Source organism: Streptomyces sp. NBC_00433 (genome assembly GCA_036015235.1).
In the GTDB taxonomy this organism is placed as follows: Bacteria; Actinomycetota; Actinomycetes; order Streptomycetales; family Streptomycetaceae; genus Actinacidiphila.
This window is the reverse complement of record CP107926.1, coordinates 39,293-63,733: the sequence shown is the minus strand read 5'-3', so window position 1 is coordinate 63,733 and position 24,441 is coordinate 39,293. Positions and strand designations below refer to the sequence as shown.

The window sequence follows — 24,441 nt, the reverse complement described above, 5'->3', positions numbered from 1 at the left end:
CCCCTGGCCCAGCCCGCGCAGGAGCTACCCCGCATGCCCGCACACATCCCCGCGCAGGACATCGAACTGCGCACCGAATCCGTCCGGCACCTGCTGGAACTGGAACAGCAGAACATCGACACCACACCCCACCGCAAGATCGTCGCCAAGGCCTACGGCGTCGACGAAAAGACCGTGAAACGGTGGATGGACAACGCCCGCGCCCACGGCGGCACCTACACCCCCGCCCAGCGCAAACGCTTCACCCTCACCGCCAACATGATCGACGAAGTCGCCATCCAGCGCGGAAACATCAACGCCACCTGGCAGCGCCTGACCACCCACCCCCACAAAGGTGACCCTCCGCTGCCGTGCCTGGCCACCTTCTACAGCGCCGTCAACGCCGCCCTCGACAAAGCATTCCTCGAGGGACTGCGCCACGGCGAGTGCGCGGCACGCCGCTACACCGTCCACGGCCAGGAGATCTTCGACCACCGCAACCAGGTCTGGGAAGGCGACCACGTCCAGGCGAGCGTGTGGGTCAACGTCGACGGACAGCCCGCCAAGCCGTGGATCACCTGGTTCATCGACGGCTCCACCAAGGTAGTTCCCGGTAAATCCATCACCCCGGGGTTTCCCAACAGCGGCTCGATCATGGCCGCCGCACGTGCCGCCCTGGCCCGCGGCGGCCCCTACGGCCCCTTCGGAGGCCGGCCCCAGACCGTCCGCATCGACCGCGGCGCGGACTTCCTCAGCACTGCCGTCAGCCAGGCCTTCGGCAACCTCGGTGTTCCCCTGCACCCGCTGCCACCCCGCAGACCCGACCGCAAGGGAACCGTCGAGGGCCTCAACAGTGCCGTCAAGTCGAACCTCTTCCAGGGCCTGCCCGGCTTTGTCGAAGACGCCCCGCCCAGCAAGCAGCCCCGAGCCCGGCCCAGCGGATCGAAGAAGCCCGCCAGCACCGACGGCCTGATGTCTTTCAAGGACTTCGTGGCCAAGGTGGAGCGATGGATCGACGAATGGAACCACCGGTGGCCCAAACCCCACCTGGGCGACCGCACACCGGCACAGGCATGGGACGACGACCTCACCGTCATCTTCGACATCGACGCAGAAGCCCTCCACACCTACACCCTCGCCGGTCCCGACAAGCCACGGAAGATCACGAACAAGGGCGTCAGCTGGAAAAACAACCGCTACATCGCGCCCTGGATGAACGACGACGGGTTGGCCGGCACGCTGGTCATGCTGCGGCACATGCCCAACCAGGACCGTGAAGTCGAACTGTACGACGCGACCACCGGCAAGCACCTCGGCTCCGCCATCGCCACCAACCAGGCAACCCCGCAACAGCGCCTCGAGGTACGCCAGGCCGCCGACCGCAAAGCCACACAGATCCGCCGCAAGCGTGACCGCGCCGAGAAACTCCGCGTCGAGCGCCACGCCCCCGTCACCGACCCCCAGCACCCCCAGTACGCCCAGGCGATGTCCCACGACCAGGCCAAGCAGCACCTGCACGAACTCGGCGAACCCGAACCCACAGCCGGCCCCGCCCCGCAGGACGACCTTCTGCCACTTCCCGTCCCGACGCCGATCTGGGCCACCGCCGCACCGACCGGACAGGCACCGAAGCCGCCGCGGCAGTACCCGGCCGAGCCTTTCCTGCCCCTGCCGCCCCCGACCGTCTCCTGGGGCGCAACGTCCGAGCCGCCCGCAGCCGACCCAGAGAGCGACCACTGATGCCCGAAGCCCCCGCCGCACCATCTTTCGACCTGGCGGCCTACCTGAAAGTCCCCGGCGCCAGCCTCGTGCCCACCCAGGCCACCCTCCGCACTCAAAAAGACCTGACCACAGCCATCCAAGGGCACAAAGTCATGTGCGTATACGGCGACTACGGCACCGGCAAGACACTCACCGTCGGCGTCACCCTGCACGACCTCGCCCCAGACGCCACCGTGCCCGTCCAACCCCTGGGCACTGGCATCAAAGCCTTCCGGCACGCCCTCGCCACCGGCCTCAACGTCCCCGGCGACCTGACCAGCGACGCCGCCCGCGACGCAGCCATCCTCGCCGTCCTCGCCCAACGGCCCCACACCCTGCTGTGCGATGAGGCCCAGCGACTCGACAACCGCAGCCTGGACTACCTGCGCGCCCTGTACGACAGACGGGACCTCCACCTGTCCATCGTCCTGGTCGGCGCTCACGACTTCCGCCGAAAGATGCTCGCCCGGGCCGCCTGGAAGAGCCGCATCAAGCTGTGGACCAAGTTCACCCCCCTCACACCTGGCGAAGTCCTCGAGGCCGTGTACAAGTTCCACCCCGTCTGGGGCGCGGCCCCTGCCGCGGACATCCCGGTGATCGACGACGCCGGCTGCCACGGCAACTTCCGGGCATGGGCCGGGCTCACCGACGAACTCAAACGGGCGCTGGAGGAAAACCCCGAACTCACCTACAGCCTCGAGCTAGTGCTCTGGCTCCTGCGCAAGATGAACGGCTTCGACGGGCCGGAGTAGAGCTGCTGTGGCCACAACGCCGGCTCACGCCTTCGCCAGGCTTGCTCATCGATTCGGCTACCCGACGGGTGCAGGCGCGATCTGAAACAATTCCCGGTGACTGAGGAGGGGACATCACGGGAGCACGACCGTCCAACGCCGGTGACGACTACCACTTCTGGTGGGCCTCTAGGCGGGCCCTGGCCCTGATCGACCCGGCGAGCACGCTACGCGTGCTTACGGTCGAGGGCTTGGTGCACGTCGATGATCCCGATGACACCTATGAGGCAGCCGATGTCGCCGAGTACTTCGGCGGCGAGGACGCCACGACGGCCACCGCGCTCGTCATCTCCCAGCTCAAGCACAGCACCACCCGCCCCGACAAAGCGTGGACGGCGTCGCGGCTGTGCCAAATCAAGCAACGCACCAGCTCGGTGACCGGCAAACCGACCGGCACCGCCCGCGCGATCATTCGCGACCTCGCCGACGTCTGGACCAAGTTCGCCAAGGCCCACGGCCGAGACTACGCACTGCGTGTCCTGACCATCCAGCTGGTCAGTAACCAACCGGTCGACGCCCGGCTGGCGCGGGCGGTCGAAGCAGCCAAGAAGGCCATCGCCGCCACCCGGGGGACCCTCCGGGCGGCTGCTCTGCTCAGCGCGCTCACCGACCAGGACCGCACGGTCATCAACACGCTCTACCAGAGCCTGAAGGGCGACCTGGGCAGCGGCGGCTTCTGCGACTTCCTGACGGTGCTGGACCTCTCGGACTGCGGACAGCAGGGCCGCGTAAGCCTTGAGCTCGCTGTCCGCGCCGCGATGTCCGCCCACTCCCCGGACCAGCCAGACACCTCCGCGCTGAAGCTGTTCGACCTCATCCGGCGGCACGCCCTTCCTGACCTCGCCCACCGGCCCGGCATCCGCCGCGCGGACGTCCTGGCCGCCCTCGGCGTCCCCGGAGCCCAGACCCTCTACCCGGCCCCGCCGATGCTGGCCGAGGTCGACGACCCGCTGCCCGCGCCCAGCGCCCACGAGATCGCAGCCGCGGCCCTCGCCGCACCCGGCGCGCGGGTCCTCGTCCACGGCGGCGCCGGAGCCGGCAAGTCCACCACCATGACCCAGCTCCAGGACAGCCTGCCGCCCGGCTCGGTCGTTGTGATGTACGACTGTTTCGGCGCCGGCGGCTACCTCCAGTCCGGGCAGGGCCGCCACAGCCCGCGCAGGTTCATCACCCAGGTCACTAACGACCTGGCGAAAACCTGCGGAACCCCGCTGCTCCTGGAAGCACCCCGCGATGAGGAAGACCTGTGGGAGCAGTTCACCCGCACGCTCCAGCAGGCCGTCGACACGCTCCCCGAGACCGGTCGTCTCGTCCTGGTCGTCGATGCCGTGGACAACGCCGCCACCGCCGCCGAACGTAAGCGGGAGCGAGGCTTCCTGCCGGGGCTGCGCGACCTGGGCCTGCCCGACCGGACGAGCCTGATCCTCACCGCCCGCTCGCACCGCATCTCCCAACTCGCCGAAGGCACCACCGCGACCGTCACGCTGCGCCCCTTCGACCTCTCCCTGTCCGGCGCGCACCTGCGCCGCTATGCGCCCGGCGCCACCGACGCCGAAGCGGCGCTCTTCCACGGGGCGACCGCAGGAAATCCCCGGACCCAGTTCTACGCGCTCAGCGTTGCTACGGCCCAAGGCGACGGGATCCCCGGCATCCTCGCCCAGTGCCGCACCACTCCGGATCACCTCTTCGAAGACCTGGTCAATTCGGCACTCCAGACCACGGGCACCGACGCGGGCGGCCTCCGATGGCTCGCGCTCCTGGCTGCCCTGTCCCGCCCCGTGCGGATCGAACCGCTCGCGCAGGCCCTTAACGTCACCACCGCCCAGATCACCGCCTTCGCCTACGGCCTGCAGCCCGGTGTCACCCTCGAGGGCGAAACCATTGCCTTCCGGGACGAGGACTTCGAGGCGTACGTCATGGGCGTGCTCACCGACGACGACCTTCGCGAGGCCCACCACCGCCTCGCCGACCTGTTCCTGGCAACGCGCGCCACAGATCCCGACGCGGCCACGCACGTTGCAGACCACCTCTACGACGCCGGCCGCGGGGACGAAACCATCGACCTCGTCCTCGACGAGCCCGCGCCCGCCGGCATCCCGGACGGTTTCGACCGCCTCGATGTCCGCGACCGCCGTCTCGACCTCGCCCTGCGGGCAGCAGCCGACAACAGCACTGGCGTACAGGCTGCACGGCTTGTCATCCGAGCCTGCACGGCCACGTTCTCCACCACCGCGCTGACGGAACTGCTGCGCACCCGGCCAGGTCTCGCCGCTCGCTACAGTAACCGCCCGACCCTCGCACGCCGCCTGGTACGCGACACCTCGCAGCCGTGGCTCGGCCCGGCCCACATGCGCGCCGCAGTCGTTCTCGCCCACGACAACGCCACGCACGCGCAGGCCCGCGAACACCTGCGCAACGCCGAAGCATGGCTGCAGCGCCGAACGGACCTGCCCTCCCACGAAACCTGGGGCTGGTCCCTGGAACCCGAAGACCTCGCCGCCGGCGCGTACGCCCACTACCTGCTGTCAGGCCCCGGGGCTGCGGCCCACTGGCTCAGGCGTTGGACCAGCCCCGCCGACCTGCTCGACACCGTGGCAGCCCTCGCCCTCACGACCGCCCCTTCCACCACTCCGCGGCAGGCACGGGTCGACCTCGCATCCCTGAACATCCCGCCGCTTTACCACGCCCCCTTCATCGCGCATCTGAGCGACCGACTCGACGCCTCGGACAGGGCCTGGATCGACGGATGCGTCCAGGCATGCCTGGACAGACCAGCTGCAGAGGCCTCCGCCTGGCAGGTCCAACTGTGCGAGAGCGCCGCCCAGCACGGCGACCGCACCCTTGCCCGGCGCCTCACCGAGCACTGGCTCCGTCCCACCTACGACTTTCCGTCCGAAATGCGGCATTCGGAGGCGGGCACCGTTCTGGCACTGCGCCAGCACGCCCTGCTCGCTGTCCTCGACGGCCGCGACCCGGACATCACCGCCTGTCTGCCCAGTCACCTCCGAACGGACCCCAATGACCGCACCGGCAGCGACCGCCACTCCTACAACCGGCGGCAATGGCTGGACCACGCCACCCCGCTGCTGCGCATGTGCATGCTCCGGGCACAGGCGCTCCTCGCCGAGGGCGCCGACGCCCTCCCGTCCGCCATTGCGGAGGAACTCCGGCGGCAGGACGACAGCGTCGCCCACCGCTGGTTCCGCGGCGCGAAGACGTACCGGGCGTGGGCACTGCTGGCCACCGAGGCGATCCTCGCAGCCGGCACGCACACCAGCGACCCCGGTTTGCTCCACGACCTCGCCGACCGCGGCCCGGTCCTCGTCCACGGCCAAGCCCCCTGGCTGTGGCTCGACATGGCCGCCACCCTGAACAGCCGCAACACCGACCCGGCCCTCGCCGCAGACCTGTGCGAACGGGCAGCCATCCACGCCCAGGAACACCAGCACACCGCGGTGGGCCGCGTCGACCTCCTCGCCACTTGCGCCCAGTATGCCGGGCAGGTGTCACCGCACCTCGGTGAGATGTACTTCGCCCGTGCGACGGAAGCCGCCGCAGGGATCGACGACAACGGTGCCCGCCTGCTGAGCGCACACGCCCGCCTTGCGGTCCGAGGCACCCCTGCTTGCTCCGAGCAGCAGGCGACCGACCTCGCCGAGCGACTCCTCGTGGCAGGGGAGGCCGCAGCCGACCATGCCGCGGACGAGGACGCCGTCCCCTATCAGAACCTGCTGCACGCAGCCGCCGCCCTCAGCCCGGCCACCGCCTTCGCGGCCGCGAGCCGCTGGGACGACGAAACGCGCCACGCCCTTGCGGACGCCGTCACCCCGCTGATCACCGCATCCGTCGCCACCGGATTCCTCACCCCCCAGGACGCCTCTTACCTGCAGCACCTGATCGACGACCCCGAACAGCGGACCGCAACAACCCTGACCCTTCTCGACGCCCTGCCCAGGGACGCCCAGCGGATCAGCTTGGCCCGCAGGGAACTGCGACGCACCGCCCGATGGCTGCGCTCCAGCGTGCCCGCGGTGCAACAGCCCGGCCTCGCCCAGGACCTGCTCGACTGGGCGCAGGACAACCGCGTCACCGACAGCGAACTGCACGCCATGCTCGATCCGGTCATGCCGTTCCGGACCGATGACGAGTTTTCCCAGCGCCGCCGGCAGGCCTTCGCGAGCCGCATGCGCCAGGCCAAGGCACCCGCCGTCGGCGCACCCGCATGGAGGCGGCTCGCCGACAGCGCCTTTCTCGACGGTCTCCTCCAGACCTACCCCGACCGCCAGGAACTGGCGGAGCTCATCGCCGCAACCGTGCACAACACCCCACCCCAGGAGCGCCTCCAAGCCCTCGACGCCACGCTCGCCCTGATGGGCAACCACGAGATCGACGCCTGCGCCGTCCTGATGGCGATCGCCGAACTCATCCGCACCTGGCAGGCAGGGGCCGGCGTGCGGACCTGGGCCGCCCAGGCACTGCCCGGCATCCTGAACCGCCACCTGCCGGAGCTCACCCACGGCGCCGTACCGGGCCTATTGCTGGCAGCGCTCAACGCCTTCGCCACGACACAGACCCTCCGCGGCGACCTCCTGGCCGCGATCCACGAGCACCGGCCACACCTCACGGCCGAACACATGCTCAACCTGGCCCTGGTCTTCGCCGAACTCGCCGAACCGCACGAGGCGGCCGACGCCGCCGCCCGTGAACTCCGCACCTTGGTCCCCGCCGCAACGCCACCCGGCCCGAGCCTGCCGCCGACGACCACGCCGGCCGACGTCATCGGCTCGCTGCTGTGGAGCGCGTTCGGACATCAACGCAAGGCTGTCCGCTGGCAGGCCGCCCACGCCGCCCGCGGCCTGCTTCTCGACACCCACAGCCCCCTGTCCCCGGCCCTCGCCGACCGCTTGGCCCCATGCCTGCACAGCACCACCGCCGGAGCCTTCCGCAGCCACGATCTTCGCTTCTACTGGCTGTCGGCCCGTGTGTGGCTGCTCACCGTCCTACAACGAGTGGCCGACGACAACCCTGCCGTTCTGGCTCGCCACCTGCCGTTGATCGCCGCGACCGCCACCGATCGCACCCTCCCGCACGCCCAGATCAGGGAACTCGCCCGGACCACCGCGCTCACCCTCGCCGCAGCTACCCCCGGATACGACACCGGCGACCTCGCCTGGGCGAACCGCCCCACCGCCTGCCACACACCCCGAGGCCGACACCGCCCCCTCGGAGACGAGAACCGCAACCGGCCCGGCGCCCGCTACGCCTTCGATGCCACCGACACGCTGCCGTACTGGTTCACGCCCCTGGCCCGGGTCTTCGGCGTGGACATCGCGGAGGTTAGCGAACGGGCCGAACGGTGGATCGTCGAGGAGTGGCAGCTCTCCAGGGACGACTGGATGGCCGACATCCGGGAACTGCGCGACGAGGAGACCGCCGGACGCATGATGCACCGTCACGGGTCCATCCCGCCGGAGGAGAGCCTCCACCTCTACATGGAGTACCACGCCATGATGCTCGCCGCTGGCGAACTGGTGGACTGCGCAACCCCGGTGAGTATGGGCAGGTACGACGAGGACGAGCACGACCCGTGGATGTACTGGCTCTCCGGGCATCTCCCCGTGTCCGCCACCGCCTGGCGCGCCGACCTGCGCTCCTCGATCCCGGCAGAGCCCGCCCTGTTCGGCACCCGGCCGCTAGACAAGTGGCCCGGCACCCGGCCCGCCGACTTCGACGCCCTGCTCGGCCTGACAGAAGGCGCCCTTGCGGAACACGTGTGCGTCGCGGCGAGCACCGACGTCGCCCATCCCGACGAACGCGGCACCGTCTCGATCAGATCGGCACTCGTCGGCCCGGCCCACGCACGAGCGCTCCAGCGAGCCCTCCAGGCCGCGAAGGACATCTGGTCGTGGAGACTGCCGATGCAGAGTGACACGGAAGCCGAGGTCGACCACGGGCCGTTCCGGCTGCGCGGCTGGCTTGCCGCGGGCACCTACGAGCGCGAGAGCCTTGACGGGCTCGATCACCAAGCCCGCGGACTGGCCTGGGAACTCCCCCTGCCAGGCGACGAGTTCCGGCAGTGGGCCGCGTGCACCGTCGCCTCCACCGGAGACACCCTGCTCGATCCGACGGGACGCCGCCTGGCACGGACCACGCTGTGGTCCGACGAGGACTTCGACGCGCGCCACCGTATCCAGCGAGTCCAGTCCTCGGGCTACCGCACCACCGTCGTCCGCCAGCACCTGCTCGGATTCCTCGCCGCCACCGGCGTGCAGCTCATCGTGGAGGTACAGATTGACCTCAGACCGGACGGCCCCGCAAAGGCACGGACCCAGCGAAGCAGGCTCTACCTCGTCGACGGAGCCGGGCGGGTCGATACTCTCCAACACCGACCTGATGAAGCTCGGCGAGAAGATCCTCCACGAAATGGACGCCACCGCAACCAGTGACACCCTCACAAGGTGGCTCGCCCACCACATCGCCGACCTCATCACCACGGCCGACCATGCACAGACGGCCGGAACGGCAGAGGAGGCCGCCCACGCGGCCGAGCAGTGCCGCCGTGCCATCCTCGACCTGTGGGCGCACCGCACCGCCTGGCCGAACGGGTGGCCGCCGCCGGGAGCTAGGCGAATGGCGGAGATCCTGAACAACATCGACGAACCTGCTTTCGGATTCCAGCAAGGCAGCAGGCTCTCTGCACTTCAGCGACTCCACCACCAAGTCCTTGCGGCACTGGCCGACGAGGGGACTGCAGGCGAACCAGTCGACGCCGAACAGGACTGGCTCAAGTCCTACGGACAGCTGCTCGACGTCGACGAGCACGCGCTGCTGGCGCTCTATGCGGGCCGTGACGACCGCGCAGGCGCCTCCGCCGAAGCACCCAGGACGAAGCAACCTGCCGACGCGGACCCCCGCCCGGACGGGCCGACCGGTCCGGTACCACAGGTCCATCGCGCCGTGGACCTGGCGGACAGATATCGCGAGACTGTCAGCTCACTGCTCGCGGATGACGCCAAGGACACGCCGACCAAGCCGCATTTGTGACGGAGTAGCGATCTTGAGGGGTTTGGTGGCTCTGGTCTGGTGTCCCAGGTGGGCTTTTTTGGGGGACAGAGGGGTCTGTCAGCGAGTGGCTCTGTTCCGTAGTCGGTGGTGACGGTTGGTGACGGGCGTCGTTGACGTTGTATGCGAGATGCCAACTCCCCTGTAGCAATGGTGTTTTCAGGGCTTTCTGCTCTGGTCATCGAGGATGTGGCGGATGACGATGAGGTGATCCGGGTCGTCGCACGGACCCCGAATGTTCCCTTCCCCTGCCCGATGTGTGGGGGTCCCGACGGGCAAGGTGCACGGCTACCACGGCCGGACGGTTGCAGATTTGCCGGTCGACGGCCGGCAGGTCGTCATCGATGTCCAGGTGCGACGCCTGGTCTGTCCAGTCCTGGGCTGCCGTCGGCAGACCTTCCGCGAGCAGGTCCCTGGGCTGCTGGAGCGTCTGCAGCGCCGCACCACGCGTCTGACCGGCCAGGTCTCGGAGGTGGTCAAGGAGTTATGCGGCCGGGCGGCTTCGCGCCTAGCGCGGTTCCTGGCCACGCCGGTGTCCTATGCCACCGCCTTGCGGCTGCTTCGAGGCATCCCGCCGCCGACAGTGCGCGTCCCACGGGTGATCGGGGTCGACGACTTCGCCCTGCGCCGCCGCCACCGATACGCCACGGTCATCATCGACGCTGAGACCGGGGAGCGCGTCGATGTCCTGCCCGACCGCGAGGCCGCCGCCACATTGGAGGCATGGCTCCGTGGGAAGTACGAGGTCGAGGCCGTGTGCCGGGACGGCTCGGCCACCTACGCCGAGGCGATCCGCCGGGCACTACCGAATGCGGTGCAGGTCAGCGACCGATGGCACCAGTGGAAAAACCTGTGCGACAAGATCCTGGCCGAAGTCCGTGCCCACGCCCCTTGCTGGGCCACCGTCAACCCGCCCCGTCCCGGCGGCGTCCGCGAGCAGACCACCCGCGAGCGCCGGCACAAAGTCCACGCCCTCCTCGGCCAGGGCGTCGGCCTGCTCGAATGCGCCCGCAGACTGGGCATCGCCCTGAACACCGTCAAGCGATACGCCCGCAGCCCCGAACCGTCCGCCGACCACATCGCCCCCCGCTACCGACCAACCCTGGTCGACCCCTACCGCGACCACCTGCGCCGACGCCGGTCCGAGACCCCGGCCGTCCCCGTCACCCACCTCCTCCACGAGATCAGGGAGCTGGGCTACACCGGCAGCGCCAACCTGCTGGTCCGCTACCTCAACCAAGGCCGCGCCGAAGGCGACCGCCCCGTGACAACCCCCCGCACCTCGCCCGGCTCCTGCTCACCCACCCCGAACACCTGTGGACCAAGGACACCGACCTGCTCGCCCTCCTCACGGCGGCCTGCCCCGAGATGACCCAGCTCACCGCCCTCATCCGCGAATTCGCCGCCCTCCTGACACCCGCCCGAGGGCAACGACTCCAAGCTCACCGGATGGATCGCCCAAGCCCGCGGCGCCAACCTGCCCCACCTGCACAGCTTCTGCAACGGCCTCGAACTCGACCGCGCCGCCGTCAACGCCGGCCTCACCCTGCCCTGGAACAACGGCCGCACCGAAGGCCTCAACACCCGAACAAAGAAGATCATGCGGCAGATGCACGGCCGAGCAGGATTCGACCTCCTCCGTCACCGCATCCTGCTCCAATGACTGCCACCGACCGTCACCACCGACTACGGAACAGAGCCACTCGCTGGACAGACCCCCACAGGGCAGTACACCTACTCGGCCTCCAGGTGGCCTGCCGTGATCACGCCGTCGTCGACGGTGTAGGTGCCGTGGTACTCGTGCGTGCTGCCGTCTTTGTCCTGAGTGCTCAGCTGCACGGCGACGACGTGACCTGTGACGGACTGGACGGTGACGGAGGTTGTCGCTGTGGTTGCGAAGCCTGCGATGAAGCTGCTGTAGCTCGGGTCGAGGTTGCGGCCGCCCAGGTCCCAGGCTGTCCGGTAGTCCTTGGCGTTGATTGCCTGGAAGTACCGCTGGACTGTCTGCTGAGGTTCGAGGGTCGCGGTGGGCGACGGACGTGGCCCGGTCGGCGCCGAGACCTCGCCGGGATGCAGCGTCGTCAGCGCGAAGCCGCCCGCGGCCAGGAGAAACGCGGCGACGAGCCCGACGAGGGACGGCATGATCCTGGCGGACCGCATGCGGCTGGTGGCGAGGGAGGCGGCCTGGACCTGACTCCAGCGCGACGGGTCGACCGTCACGAGAGGATCGGCTACCGGGACCGCATGGGGCGCATCGGACGTAGTGGCGGCCTCGGCCCCCTCCGGGCGGCGCGTGCCCGGCAATGCCGCCCGCACGGCCCAGGCCAGGCCGGTCCGTTCGCCTGCAGGCGGCTGGAACGCTGGAGCACGGCGCGAGACGATGGCCACGACCCGGCCGGCCAGGGATTCAGCGCGCACGGCCGTCACTCCCCCTGGCCTTCACCGTCGGACACATTGCTCTGGCCGTCCGGGGGCGTCATGCCGGGGCGGCCGTTCTCAGTGGAGCTAGGGTCCGGGGGCCGGACGAGGAATGCGGCCTGGGCGCTCTCTCCCAGGCGCGGGGTGGTGGCGGTGAGCGCGGTGACGCTGGCCTGAACGGCCAAGGGGATGAACGCTGTCACTCTTTCCAGCAGCGAAGGCGTCCCGGCCCCGACGATCATCGCTACCCAGGCGGTGGCACTGTGCCCGGATGTGCGCGCTGCGACCGCCACACCGGTCCCGACGACGAGCCGCAGGGCGGTGGCGGTGGCGTAGGCCAGGGGTCCCAGCGTCGGCCCGCCACCCGGATTCTCCCAAGGCCACAGGTGATGGCGGCGTACGGCCGTCCAGAATTCCAGCGCCTCGACGGCGAAGCCACCGAACAGCCCCCACCACGCCGCGCCCACCCAGGTCATGCCTCGATGCTAGGCACGGCGTCACGAGCATGAGGCCAACTCGCACATTTCCCCCCGTCAGCGCCGGCTCCAGCCGCGAAGCGCAGGCGCTTCTGCCCTCGCTGCGCAGCGGTCGGCCCGGCCAGCACGCCTGGCACACCGATCGTCGACGGCGCGGCCAGCCCTGCAGGCGCCCGATGGCGTCGGCGCTGGTGTTCCAGCACGCGGACAGCACCTGTTCGGCTTACACGCCGGACGCCACGCGGGCGTCGAGGGCGCCGGTCAGCTCACCGGTCTGGCGCAGGTGCGCGCGGTGCATCGTCCACTGCGCGCGTTTCACGGCGGCCTTTCGGCCGGGAAGATTCCCAGTCCCACTGCGGTGTCGCCGACAGTGCCCCTGCCCTGGCCCGCTCGGTCTTGAACAGCAACCGCATGCCGGTGAGCTGCTTCTTGGTGCCGAACGTCACCCGAGCGGTGATGGGAGCGGTGCCTTCCTCGGTCACGCGCTCATCATCCCGTGCCGCCCGTGCCGCCCGTGTCGCCTGCTGCCGGATCATCTGCCGGAAGGGGTGTGGGGTGTTCGTGGGGGAGGGGAGGCTGTGTCGGGCCGGCGGGTTCGCGGCTTCGGCGGCGCAGCCACTCGCGCCACAATTCCAGGCGATCCCGGCTGTCCTGCGGAATCACCGTGCTCAGGAGCAGAGTCAGGGCGCCGGGAGCGGAGGCGAGCAGCAGGCTCCACCGCGTCGACCACAGGCTGGCACCCGAAATACCTCATCAAAGCGCCGCTGACGGCACGACGGCAGACCGTAGGAATTGTGCGACGGTACGACGGCGCACCAAGGCGACCCCGCCCGCGTCGCCGGAACGGTCGCCGGGTGGAGAAGTCCGAGATCCTGCGCAGCCTCATCCAGACCGCCTTCACCAGTCCGCCCACCACCGAGCCTCTGGCAACGCCCTGGACCACCGGACCCGCGACTGACGAGGGTGCTGTGCGCCAGTCGACTGGCGCACAGCACCCTCGTACCGATTGAAGTACCTGGTCGTTGGCGATCGGGTCTGGTGCACGATCGGGTGACGTCTTGACCTGCCCCACCTCTCAGGATCCTGTGAGCTGCTCGGTCTCGGCGGTCGCAGCTTCGCGGCCTCGATACGGGCGCACTGCTCAGCCACAGTGATTTCGAGCAGGTGCGTTCCCCACAGGCTCAGGCTGGGGAGCTTCTCCCAATGGCGGATTCTTCAGCGCTCGTGTCGCTGGCTAGTGGGTTGGGTGGTGCAGCCATTGGCGCGGGTGCTGCCATCTGGGTGGCGATGGTTCAGCGTCGGCACCAGAGGGAGGAAGCGTCTTGGTCTCGCGCGGAGCTGATCAGCAACACGGTGATCACTCAGCTGATGTCTCTGCGCACCACGGGATGGGCTCGGATGGACGTGCTGCTCCGTACTCAGCAGAGCCTCAGCGCCGGGGTTGAAGTCCAACTCGAAGCGTTCGACCAAGAGGCTAGCCAGGCAACCCTGAAGAACGTGGAGGTGAGCTACGCCGTGATGGCGGATGTGGGCGAGGAGGTGAACCGCCTCTCCGCCCAGATCTTCGACGAGCTTCTGGACGCCCAGCAGAAGATCCGCCAACAGATCCTCAACCACTCGGCTGGCGTTCCGTGCGTCGCCGAAGACGAGTCAGCCATCAACCACCAGTTGGAGCAGGTCAAGCAGCTCCGCACCGCGCTCAACGCAGCGCTTCTTGAACGCATTGCTTTGGTGGCTGAAACGCTGCGCGGGAGCCGTCGGCCCCGGAGTCGAGTGAGCCCACGGGGCCCGTCTGGTCCTCCGCCTTCGTGAAAGCTGATCGTTCTTCGTGCGGCCAACTGAGACGCTCACTGGCCAACTGAGGCGCTCAGTCACAGAAGAAGAGGAAGACGACCCCGGCTACCGGCACGTCGGCGTTGAGATCGTCTGCACGCCGGAAGTCGCTGATGCCATCGCGCAGCAGTTGCCGGACGCGAGCAATGCTCAGGACTTGTGGATCAGCCCGAGAGGGTATGCGGAGGGCGTACCTTCCCGATGATCCTGTGATGGTCTCCGAGTAGGCCCGCGTTCGTAGCGCGGGTCGGGAAGGCATGCCCGTGCTGAGCGTAGTCACCGACGAGGGCTCCACCCAATCCGGCTCCCTGATCGACGAGATCGTCCGCGAGGGCGCCCGCCGCATGCTGGCCGCCGCGCTGGAAGCGGAAGTCAACCAGTACATAGCCGAGTTGGCCGCCGAGACCGACGATCACGGGCGGCGCCTGGTGGTCCGCAACGGCCATCACCGGCCCCGCACCGTGGTCACCGCGGCAGGTCCGGTCGAGGTCACCGCGCCCCGGGTGAACGACCGCCGCGTGGACGAGGCCACCGGCGAGCGCAAGCGGTTCTCGTCGAAGATCCTGGCGCCGTGGTGCCGCAAGTCCCCGAAGATCTCGGAGGTGCTGCCCCTGCTCTATCTGCACGGGCTGTCGTCCGGAGACTTCGTGCCCGCGCTGGAGCAGTTCCTCGGCGGCGCTGCCGGTCTGTCGCCGGCGACCGTCACCAGGCTGACGAAACAGTGGGGCGAGGACCACGCCGCCTTCCAGGACCGGGACTTGTCCGACCGGGACTTCGTCTACGTGTGGGCCGACGGGGTGCACCCGAAGGTCCGTCTCGGCCAGACGCACTCGTGCGTCCTGGTCCTGCTCGGGGTGCGCCTGGACGGCACCAAGGAGCTGATCGCGCTGGCAGAGGGCCTACGCGAGTCCACCGAGTCGTGGGCCGACCTGCTGCGCCACTGCCGGCGACGCGGAATGCGTGACCCCGAGCTGGTGGTCGGCGACGGTGCCATGGGCTTGTGGCGGGCACTGGCCGAGGTGTTTCCCGCTGCCCGGCAGCAAAGATGTTGGGTTCACAAAGCCCGCAACGTCACGAACTGCCTGCCGAAGTCCGCACAGCCGGGCGCCACGAAGGCGATGCAGGAGATCTACAACGCCGAGAGCCGCACCCACGCGGAGAAGGCGATCGAGGCGTTCGCGAAGACCTACGGCGCCAAGTTCCCCAAGGCCCTCGCGAAGATCACCGATGACCAGGACGAGCTGCTGGCGTTCTACGACTTCCCGGCCGAGCACTGGATCCACCTTCGGACCACGAACCCGATCGAGTCGACGTTCTCGACGGTCAAGCTCCGCACGAAGGTCACTCGCGGCGCGGGCAGCCCGGCCGCAGCCCTGGCGATGGTGTTCAAGCTGGTGGAGTCGGCCCAGGCTCGCTGGCGGGCGATCACCGGGGCTCAGCTTGTTGCTCTGGTCCGCTCCGGGGCGAGGTGCGAGAACGGTGTCCTGGTCGAGTGCGAGGAGGTCAACGCTGCCTGAAACCGGTGGCGCGAACGGAAGCCGTCCGAGAACATCCAACCGTGTCCCAAGAAGAGTCAGGACGTTACCGAGCAGGTCAGACCGCCTTGCTTGCCACGGTGGCGGAAGCCGAACCACTGGTTGAGAACTGGCGTCGGCGATTCGACGCCTCCGCAGCGGCCGGGATTCCCGCCCACGTGACGGTGCTCTTCCCGTTCCTCGACGTCGATCTCATCAGTGCCGCGGTCATCGGTGATCTCACGACCCTGATCGCCGGGCATGACTCCTTCACGGTCCGGTTCGACGAGTCTGGCCGCTTCCCTGACGTGCTCTACCTGGCGCCGACCCCAGACCAGCCGCTTCGCGCGCTGACCGAGTCCATTACCACACGATGGCCGGAGGCGCCGCCCTACGGGGGACAGTTTGCCGAGGTCATCCCGCACCTGACCGTCGCCCATGGGCAGCCATCCCGGATCTTCGGCGAGGTGGAGGCGGAACTGGCCGACCGGTTGCCCGTCACCGCGACGATTTCGTCGGTGAGCCTGTTCGTGAGCGACGGTCAATGCTGGCGGTGTCACGCGAACTTTCCGATGCTCGGCGCATCGAGCAATACCCCACCTCGCCAACCCGGCAGCGTGTCAATCCACAACTCTTGACAATTGCTCCGACCGGCGGCAGACACCACGCTCCGGCATAGAGCAGAAACGCCTTTGAACCAATGCGGTCAGAGCACGGGGCTGCGGTTCGCCAGGCCGGTTGGGTCGGCAGACGGTGCCGGGGCGGGGCCGGGGGTGCGGTGCGGGCCGGGCCACACTGGGCTCCAAAGTACGCCCCTTCGATCTTGCAGGCTGGGGTGACGTCGTACTGCTCGGTGGGCACCTGGTCGTAGGGCTGGCCGTCGACGGGCTCGCAGAGGGCGGCTGGGGCGCGGAAGCCGACGGCAGCGGGCAGGACCTGGAGCCGGCCTTGCTGACTGTTCTAGCTGTGTAGGCGGATCTGCACGTGGGTACGGCCTGCTTCGCTAGCGTGGCCGGGTGAAATCCTTCAACCGTGTTCATCCGCCGGACAGGCGGCCCGCGTGACCTCTACTGCTTCCCTGTTCGCCTGCCGCGCTGACGATGTGACGCTGGAGCGTGTGCGTGAGCTGGTCGCCATCGGCCAGCCGGAGAGCTTGACCTTGGAGTACAAGGAGAGCTACGCCCAGAAGATCCCCGACTCGGTCGCGGCGATGGCCAACAGCTACGGCGGGCTCATCCTGGTCGGCGTTACCGAACGCAACGTGCCCGACCGGATCACGGGCGTCCCGGAGCCGACGATCGTCCAGATCGTCAACGCCTGCCACCAGAAACTGGAACCGCCGTGGGAGCCGGAGATCATCCCCGTCGCCCTGCCCGGCACTGACGGCCTGATGGTCCTGGTCGTCCGCGTCGACCCCGCCAAAGCGCCGCGCCCGCTGCTGATCAGTGGGGCGGCCCCGATCCGCCTTCACGGACGCAACGCGGTCGCGGACCTGTCGCGCTTGACGCAGCTGGTCAACGAGGCCGCACCCCAGACGGTGGCCACCGGAATGCGGCTTCCGCCGGCGGAGCTTCCCCGCGGTGACGACGGGCAGGAGGCAGCCGACTTCGTCGTGCGTACGGGCATGTTCGTGCCGGTCGACGCCTCCGCCACCTGGAGCCCGCTGTCCGAGCGCGGTGTGCAGGCACTTGCTGATGCCCTGAACTCCTCTCCCCTGCACCGGGCCATGCTCCACTGGTGCTCATCAATGGGAGACGGGGGCCTGAACCCGTTCCACCGCTCCGGCTTTAACCGGGCCCGCAACGTTCGCCTGCTGTGGCAGGGCGGCCCGGGGGGAGGGGCGCCCTTCCCGCTGGAGGCCATAGCCAAGGTCGACCTGCCGGCTGCCTACGGCGCTGCCGTCTCGCACCTGCAGGTCACCCTGGAGGTCTTCGTACGCATCAGCCACACGACCTCGAGTCAGCCGGGTAGCCTGCGCCTTTCCGTGGCCCAACTGTACGAACTGGTCGACGCCCTGGCAGCCTCGCTGGTCGACGAACCAGCCACCGCCGCGCTCGCCGTCCTCGCGGGGATCGACCCCTTGGTAGTGCCCCAGCCGATTGGCCTGGACTTCAAAAGCAGCACGGACGTGCCCAAGCTGCTCGCGGGCAACGGCCTGACCTCGATCCTGGACGCAGGCACCTCTCGCGGGGCGAGCCTGCTGGCCGACCCCGGCGTCGACCAGCGAGACCCGGCGGAGCGCCAGGCCCTCATCGACAGCTGGCTCCAGCAGATCAGCCTGGACGCCGGGCTGCTCGGTATGGAGAAGATCCTGGAGCAGCTCCACTCCGTCCCAGCAAACCCGTTGGGCGCATAAGGCCACCAAGCCCGGAGCAGTTATGCGGCGGTGGTGCCCAGCGGCCGGTCGGGTCGGCAGATGGCGCAGGGCGCGGACTCGGGGCGTTTTCGCGCCCGCCTGGTGCGTGCTCTCTAGAACGCCTGGACCGCCTGGAGGCCGCGCCTGCCGACCGGGTCACCTGAGCTGGCCGGGCGCCGCAGCAGTCCGACCGCCCCCGGCAGGCCGACCGGCAGCCGGCGGCCGGTGCGGCCGGAGTTTCCCGGACTTTTGCCCGGTGCCGTTCGGTAACCGGCTGGGCAACGGACTGTGCAACTAGGCGCGGAACCGAGTAGGCAACGGCCTGGGCACACCGTTCTGTCAAGGGCCGCTTCGAAAAGGGTCCCTGACCTGGGGTAGCGATGTCTATACCGCCGCTTCGGGGCGCTGACATCCCCTCTGTGCCCTCTCCTTGTCCTCAGCCCTTGGTGATGGAGGGTGTGATCAGGACTGCGGACAGGGCGCCTCGGGGAAGCGGCACCAGTTCGCGTCGTGGCGGCCTGCCCCGCAGCCCGCCGTAGTGGACCCCGCGCACCCTCGGGCAGGCGGCGCGGGACTGGGCTGCGACGGTGGTGGACCGGCCCGGACACCCTGCAGAGGTGCGACGGCGGAGTTAGCGCTCCTGCCGACCAGGCACGCCCGCGCGGTCGCCACCGTCGTCCGGCGCCTCGCTGCCAACCAGCTGTCGGCCGACAGCGGCCAGCAGGCGCCTGTCGACGTCATCCTGCGAGACGGCCGCTCTACTGTCCACGGCGCTCGAAGGCGCCCTGCGCTGGGCCCAGGATCGCGTCCGTTTGCTCCGCGTTCCTACGAACGGCTGGACCGCCTGGACGCCGCGCCTCTCACCCACATGGGTGAACAATGAGTTCTCCGGTCTTCACGCTGAGCGAGTCGAGATGATAGGACTTGCGTGATCTTGCGGGATGGTTCGGTGCCGGGGGCGGTGAAGTGTGGCGGGGGAGCTCGAGCCCGGCTGTGATGGCGCGAGACCGGTCTTCGAAGGCATTTCAGAGCCGGCCTCGCCTCCGGTGGTCGTCACGGTTCCACAGGGCGCTCCGGCGTTCACCCCGCAGCAACTCTTGGCCCACGTCTACAAGGCCGATGACTGGGAGGACTTCACCGTCGAGTGGGTCCGGGCCTTCGGCACGTGGAACGGGCGTTCGTACCTTCGAGTGAAGAGGATGGGCGGTGCGGGCGATCGAGGAGCAGACGTCGCAGCGTGCCTCACCGTGCAGGGTGTGGCCGGCGAGTGGCACTGCTACCAGTGCAAGCACTACACCAAGGCGCTGACGCAGAGCGATGCATGGCCTGAGATGGTCAAGATCTTCACGGCGAAGGTGCTGGGCGAGTACGAGCTGCCCACGCGGTACGTCTTCGTCGCGCCGAAGATCGGGCCGATCCTTGATCGCCGCCTCCTCAACCCTCCAAAGTTGAGGCAGGACTTCCTCGACGCCTGGGACAAGGCCGACTCTAAACTCGGGGCTGATCTTGACCCGGCCGTGCGGCTAGCAGTCGGAGACCTCGCCCGCCAGACGGACTTCTCGATGTTCGAGGCCGCGGACATCGAGAACATCCTCGAGCTGCATGCGACGACCCCGCACCATGTTCGTCGCTTCCCGAAGCCGCTCCCGCCCCGACCGGCCGCCGCCCCGGCGCCGGCCGAGCAGAGGGCCGATGAAGCCGTTTACGTGCAAAAACTTCTGGACGTCTACAACCAGACGTACGGCCTCAGCCTACAAACACTTGTCCAGGTCCGCGATCACCAAGCGGTCAACCGGAAGATGGCCCGCCACCGGGAGGCGTTCTTCCACGCGGAGTCGCTGCGGGTCTTCGCCCGCGAGAGCGTCCCCGAGGAGACCTACAAGGCGATCGAGAAGGACCTGTACGACGCCGTGGTCGACATCGAAGACCGCGACTACGCCAGCGGACAGCACCGCCTGGACGCCGTCATGGACGCCGCCGCAGCCCACAAGCCCAACCCCCACAACATCCTCAGCTCCGTCGTGAAAGTCATCGACCTCAAAGGCCTGTGCCACCATCTGGCGAACGAGAACGACGACAAGCTGACGCTGACCTGGTGCAAAGAGGAGTCCACATGAATCCTCTGAACAGCTCCCTGGAGGTCGGCATCCGGGCCCTGGTTCTGCTGTCCGAGACCTTCCCCCGCCGCCTGGACGTCGCCCAGCTCGTCTACCTCGACCACGCCATGCTCCACAGCGGAGACCTCGCGGACGGTCCGCCCAGCCTCCACCCCGACTTGCCCATCGGCCCCGGCGAGCTCGGAATGCGCCGGCGCCTCATCGAACAAGGACTGGTCGTCCTCATGCGGGCCGGCCTGGCCGACATGACCGCCACCAGCGATGGCTTCCTCTACGGGGCCACCGAAGAGGCCGCCAGTTTCCTCCACGTCCTGGAAGCCCCGTACCTCGGGCTGCTGACAGAGCGCGCCGCCTGGCTGGTCAGCACCTACATGCACGAAGAATCGGACGTCCGCGACGGCATGAAGCAGATCACCCAGCGCTGGTTCGACAGCCTCGCCGCAGACACCCCTCAGACAGCCGAAAGGGACGTGCCGTGAACAGACTGACGCTGGTACACCTGACGTTCCTCGGCATGGGGAAGACGCCAGCGGCCGTGGAGTTCGACCCGGGCCTGACAGTCGTCTACGGCGGTTCCGACACGGGTAAGTCGTATATCGAGAAGTCCGTGGACTACATGCTCGGTGCCGGTGAACTCAAGCCCATCCCGGAGAGCAAGGGCTACAGCCGGATCCTGCTCGGCCTGCGCGTCGACGACGGCCGGGTCATGACCCTCTCCCGGGGTCTCGAAGACAGCACTATCGACGTGTACAACCACGATGTGCGCACGCTTACCGCAGGGCCAGCCGACGCCACCCTCAGTTTCAAGCACAACCCCAATTCTCAGGGCAATATCTCCCGCTACCTCCTCAAGACGCTGGGCATCGACGGACTTAAGATCCTCCGGAACTCGCTCGGGAAAGTGCGGCTACTCAGCTACCGAGATCTGGTCCGACTGTCCGTCATCGACGTCACCCGGATGGGCGCCGAGCGCCCCCCGACTCTCACCACGGGCATGCCACAGAACGAGACCGGTGAGAAGTCCGTCCTCAAGCTCCTGCTCACCGGGACGGACGAACCAGCCGGCCCCACCGCGCCCACCCGCGAGGAAAAGAAGATCGGCAAAGGCCAGGTCGCGATCCTCGACCGCCTGATCAATGACAACCGCAGCAAGCTCACCATCGCCGCGAACCAGTCCGAGCTGCGCGAACAGCTGACCCGCCTGCAATCGTCTCTGGACGCCGTCACGTCGCGAACCAGTCAGCTCATCACGTCCCGTTCCACGCTCGTGCGCCGCCGCCGAGACCTGGAAGCCAGCGGTAGCGCTGCCCAGCAGCGCGCGAGTGAAGTGCGCGAGCTGCTGGCCCGGTTCACGCTGCTACGCCAGCAGTACGAATCCGACCTCGAACGCCTGCGGATGGTCGGAGAGGCCGGGAACCTCCTCGGCTACTTCCAGACCGGGACCTGCGTCTTCTGCGGAGCAGAGCCAGAACATCAGCACCCGGGTCATCACCTGGCCGAGACGACGCAACTGGCAGCAGCAGTCGCCGCCGAACAGCGCAAGACCACAGAGCTGCACCGCGACCTCCTCAGCACGACCGGAGACCTTGAGGCTCAAGCCGCCGACCTGAACGCGGAAAGCGCCGCCCACGCTGAGCAACTCACGCATATCGACAGTGAACTGTGCGCGCTCGAAGAGCAGCTGGAGCCACTCGCTACGGACACCAGCGAGGTCATCGCGGCACGATCACGGCTGGAGCAGGAGCTGGCCATTCATGCGCAGATCGAGCAGATGGAAGACATGAAGGCATCCCTCTCCGATGCCGTGCCAGCCCCGCCGCCAGCTAGAGCCGACGGCATCCCGGCCGCCGACATCGCAGACTTCGAGCAGGCGATCCACCAGACGCTCCAGGCATGGGATGTCCCCGGAGAGAACCGCGTCACCTACAACCCGACCACCGCAGAGGTCTCAGTCGACGGAAGGCCCCGCGGGAGCCGGGGCCAGGGCATGCGCTCCATCATCCACGCGGCCTTCACCGTTTCCCTGGCACGCCGCAACACAACACGCGGCCTGATCCACCCCGGATTCATCATGCTCGACTCACCCGTGGTCACCTACCGCCAGCCTGAAAACCGCGAAGCCAACCCAGAGCTGATGACCCACGACGTCGTTGAGCACTTCTACCAAGACCTGATCGACAACCCCCCCGGCCAAGTCATCATCATCGAAAACGGCACACCGCCCGCTGCCATCGCCGAACAGGCAAGGATCTACGCCTTCAGCGCCGACGACTCAGAGCGGCTCGGCTTCTTCCCGCCCCAAGAGCAGACGCCTACGGACTGAATCTCAGCAGTGCGGCAGGCCCCCCAGCGGATCGGCAGTGAAACGGGGGTGCAACGCGGATTCCGCGTTTCACCTCTGACCTGCCAGAATGCCCTTCCCAGCGGGAACTGGCGTGCGTTACACCTTCGCGTTACAGCCCTCGCGGGCGCCCGGGTGAGAACAGCTGGCCCGCCGGCAGCACGAGACCCCGGGCCTGAGCAGGCCCGGGGTCCGTCGTGCGGGGGAGCGGTCAGAGATTGTCCGGCACAAGGGCAGTTCACCGAAGGACCGGCGGACCGCCCCATCGGGGGGACAGCTGTCCTTGTCACGCCGGGGGCGGCGTGACAAGGCGCGTTGCCCGCGCATCGACGTCGGGGGCACAGACCAGGGTCGGCAGGTCGTAGTCAGGGAGACCGTTCATCGCGATCGCGGCCTGGCTGAGAAGATGCGCTGCCTCGACCGATTGGCCGTCGGCGATGGCGGCGTAGAAGCGGGCGGCGTACGTCATCGCGTCAACATCGCCGATCGAGTCGGACATGCCGATCGCGAAAGGGACGGTGCCGATCAGCTTCTCGGCCTGCGGGGCGGAACGGCAGGAGTTCAGCAGGACCAGCAGCGGCGGCTCGTCTACGGCCCCGATCGCCCGAGCAAATGCGCCGCTGGTGACGATGGCGCCCTTGTGGTGCTCCTCCACGTCCTGCTCGAATGCGATGAGGTCAGCCGAGCTGTGGCCGGAGAAGTGGACGACGTGCGGGTGGAACTGGGTGAGCCCGTTCAGAAGGACATCCGCGGTCGCGGCCGGGTGCACCTCCAGCTTCACCAGATCCCGGTGCGTCGCGCTGCGCACGGCTGCGTGAATCCGCTCCTGCTCCCGGCCCACCCGCAGATCACCCTCGGACGATGCGCCCAGTAGCAGCACCCGAAGCGGCTCCGGTTTCGGCGCTCGCAGATCCCTCAACGCCGTTCGCACCTGGCTCTCCGTCGTCGACAGACGGCTCTCGAAACTCCGCCGCTCAGCTGCCGCACGCCGTTCGGCCTGCTCCTGCTCCCTCCTACGGATCTTCTCCACAGCGTCACGCTCGCTCTGCTCGGCCTTCGCGAGCTTCACCTGCAAATCCGCTGCCTCCTTGCTGTACTTGGCCGCCGTGGTGCTCCAAGCGCCAGCCTCCTTAGCCGCCTTGTTGGCGTCGTCCTCGTACCGGGCAGCAGCACTCAGCCTGCTCTTGGCGGTCGTCGGACTGCTGGCCTTCGCGGAGGCTGCCCGCTCGCTGGTGGCCTTTGTCCGCTTGGCGGCCTCTTTGGTGCGGAACTCGCCGACCTTCTTTTCCGCATCAGCTCGCGCTTTGGTTTTGCGTTCGAGCTGGGATCGGATGGAACTCGCGCTCATCTCTTGCCTCTCCACGTACCTGTGCTCAACGCTACGACCCACCTCGGACATCCCTTTTCAGCAAGGGAAGCCAAAAGGAGAAGCGGAGTGCTCCGCCAAGATCGGCAGGGCACTCCGTCGACCGATCTTTTCGGCATGGCCGCGCGAGACCGGATGCTGTCTGCCCACCTTCGACGTTTTGCGTGAGGGTGATCAGGCGCTCGGAGTGGCCGGGCCCTCACCGAGTTCTACGCCCATTCGACGCCAAGCTCAGCGAGCGCTGCCCGCTGCTCCGTAGTGAGCCTGTCGCGGCGGCTTTTGGTGTTGGAGATCCACACCCCGAGCTTGATGATCACTGGTTCTGTCGCGCCGTCGACTGCGATCTGTTCACCGTGTCCGCGAGGTACGGGCCGGTCGGTGCCTTCCCGCTCCACCCATTGCGTGAGGGCCGCTAGGCCGTGTCTGA

General features: G+C 68.3%; 15 protein-coding genes and 2 pseudogenes. 12 read left to right on the top strand and 5 right to left on the bottom strand.

Annotation, left to right across the window (positions count from 1 at the left end; all coding sequences use genetic code 11):
* Positions 1–33 precede the first annotated feature (33 nt).
* The 5 genes and pseudogenes from OG900_00280 (at position 34) to OG900_00260 (ending at position 11,256) form a co-directional block, all read left to right on the top strand.
* Positions 34–1,719 carry a Mu transposase C-terminal domain-containing protein gene (locus tag OG900_00280; protein ID WUH88714.1) on the top strand — a complete coding sequence of 562 codons (1,686 nt, stop codon included), beginning with the start codon at positions 34–36 and terminating at the stop codon, positions 1,717–1,719.
* Positions 1,719–2,492, top strand: coding sequence for an ATP-binding protein (locus OG900_00275; GenBank protein ID WUH88713.1), 774 nt, complete (start codon positions 1,719–1,721; stop codon positions 2,490–2,492). The genes OG900_00280 and OG900_00275 overlap by 1 nt, the downstream gene beginning before the upstream one ends.
* 230 nt (positions 2,493–2,722) lie before the next feature.
* Positions 2,723–8,977, top strand: a complete 6,255-nt coding sequence (locus OG900_00270) for an ATP-binding protein (GenBank protein WUH88712.1) — start codon at positions 2,723–2,725, stop codon at positions 8,975–8,977.
* Entirely contained in the window at positions 8,925–9,575 is a 651-nt protein-coding gene (locus OG900_00265; GenBank protein WUH88711.1) for a hypothetical protein, read from the top strand. The genes OG900_00270 and OG900_00265 overlap by 53 nt, the downstream gene beginning before the upstream one ends.
* A gap of 171 nt (positions 9,576–9,746) precedes the next feature.
* Positions 9,747–11,256: pseudogene (locus OG900_00260) on the top strand (ISL3 family transposase).
* A 71-nt stretch (positions 11,257–11,327) separates the two neighbouring features.
* Here the strand turns inward: OG900_00260 and OG900_00255 are convergent.
* The 3 genes from OG900_00255 to OG900_00245 form a co-directional block, all read right to left on the bottom strand.
* Positions 11,328–12,011 (bottom strand): hypothetical protein, encoded by a 684-nt coding sequence (locus OG900_00255; GenBank protein ID WUH88710.1) that lies wholly within the window; start codon positions 12,009–12,011, stop codon positions 11,328–11,330.
* 5 nt (positions 12,012–12,016) lie between these two features.
* Positions 12,017–12,487 carry a hypothetical protein gene (locus OG900_00250; protein WUH88709.1) on the bottom strand — a complete coding sequence of 157 codons (471 nt, stop codon included), beginning with the start codon at positions 12,485–12,487 and terminating at the stop codon, positions 12,017–12,019.
* Positions 12,488–12,753: 266 nt separating this feature from the next.
* A complete protein-coding gene (locus OG900_00245; GenBank protein ID WUH88708.1) occupies positions 12,754–12,969 on the bottom strand; it encodes a hypothetical protein in 216 nt (71 codons plus the stop codon).
* Between the two features lie 916 nt (positions 12,970–13,885).
* Here OG900_00245 and OG900_00240 point away from each other — a divergent pair.
* The 7 genes from OG900_00240 (at position 13,886) to OG900_00210 (ending at position 22,630) form a co-directional block, all read left to right on the top strand.
* Positions 13,886–14,299, top strand: a complete 414-nt coding sequence (locus tag OG900_00240; GenBank protein WUH88707.1) for a hypothetical protein — start codon at positions 13,886–13,888, stop codon at positions 14,297–14,299.
* A gap of 284 nt (positions 14,300–14,583) precedes the next feature.
* Positions 14,584–15,837, top strand: coding sequence for an IS256 family transposase (locus OG900_00235; protein WUH88706.1), 1,254 nt, complete (start codon positions 14,584–14,586; stop codon positions 15,835–15,837).
* Between the two features lie 41 nt (positions 15,838–15,878).
* Positions 15,879–16,472, top strand: coding sequence for a 2'-5' RNA ligase family protein (locus OG900_00230; GenBank protein ID WUH88705.1), 594 nt, complete (start codon positions 15,879–15,881; stop codon positions 16,470–16,472).
* Between the two features lie 479 nt (positions 16,473–16,951).
* The gene (locus OG900_00225; GenBank protein WUH88704.1) at positions 16,952–18,190 is read left to right on the top strand and encodes an ATP-binding protein; all 1,239 of its coding nucleotides are present in this window, start codon (positions 16,952–16,954) and stop codon (positions 18,188–18,190) included.
* Positions 18,191–19,158: 968 nt separating this feature from the next.
* Positions 19,159–20,307, top strand: coding sequence for a hypothetical protein (locus tag OG900_00220; GenBank protein ID WUH88703.1), 1,149 nt, complete (start codon positions 19,159–19,161; stop codon positions 20,305–20,307).
* Positions 20,304–20,786 (top strand): threonine transporter, encoded by a 483-nt coding sequence (locus tag OG900_00215; GenBank protein ID WUH88702.1) that lies wholly within the window; start codon positions 20,304–20,306, stop codon positions 20,784–20,786. Before OG900_00220 ends, OG900_00215 begins: the two co-directional genes overlap by 4 nt.
* Positions 20,783–22,630, top strand: a complete 1,848-nt coding sequence (locus OG900_00210) for a hypothetical protein (GenBank protein WUH88701.1) — start codon at positions 20,783–20,785, stop codon at positions 22,628–22,630. The genes OG900_00215 and OG900_00210 overlap by 4 nt, the downstream gene beginning before the upstream one ends.
* A gap of 304 nt (positions 22,631–22,934) precedes the next feature.
* On the opposite strand, the gene OG900_00205 is transcribed toward OG900_00210, so the two are convergent.
* Together OG900_00205 and OG900_00200 are read right to left on the bottom strand one after the other, a co-directional pair.
* A complete protein-coding gene (locus OG900_00205) occupies positions 22,935–23,996 on the bottom strand; it encodes a hypothetical protein (protein WUH88700.1) in 1,062 nt (353 codons plus the stop codon).
* 227 nt (positions 23,997–24,223) lie between these two features.
* Positions 24,224–24,439 (bottom strand): annotated as a pseudogene (locus tag OG900_00200) (helicase associated domain-containing protein).
* Positions 24,440–24,441: the final 2 nt, after the last annotated feature.

Bases quoted from the DNA above. Each gene is read 5' to 3' on its own strand.
- OG900_00280 (WUH88714.1), top strand. From the start codon at position 34: ATGCCCGCACACATCCCCGCGCAGGACATCGAACTGCGCACCGAATCC.
- OG900_00275 (WUH88713.1), top strand. From the start codon at position 1,719: ATGCCCGAAGCCCCCGCCGCACCATCTTTCGACCTGGCGGCCTACCTG.
- OG900_00265 (WUH88711.1), top strand. From the start codon at position 8,925: ATGAAGCTCGGCGAGAAGATCCTCCACGAAATGGACGCCACCGCAACC.
- OG900_00250 (WUH88709.1), bottom strand. From the start codon at position 12,487: ATGACCTGGGTGGGCGCGGCGTGGTGGGGGCTGTTCGGTGGCTTCGCC.
- OG900_00240 (WUH88707.1), top strand. From the start codon at position 13,886: ATGGACGTGCTGCTCCGTACTCAGCAGAGCCTCAGCGCCGGGGTTGAA.
- OG900_00215 (WUH88702.1), top strand. From the start codon at position 20,304: ATGAATCCTCTGAACAGCTCCCTGGAGGTCGGCATCCGGGCCCTGGTT.
- OG900_00205 (WUH88700.1), bottom strand. From the start codon at position 23,996: ATGAGCGCGAGTTCCATCCGATCCCAGCTCGAACGCAAAACCAAAGCG.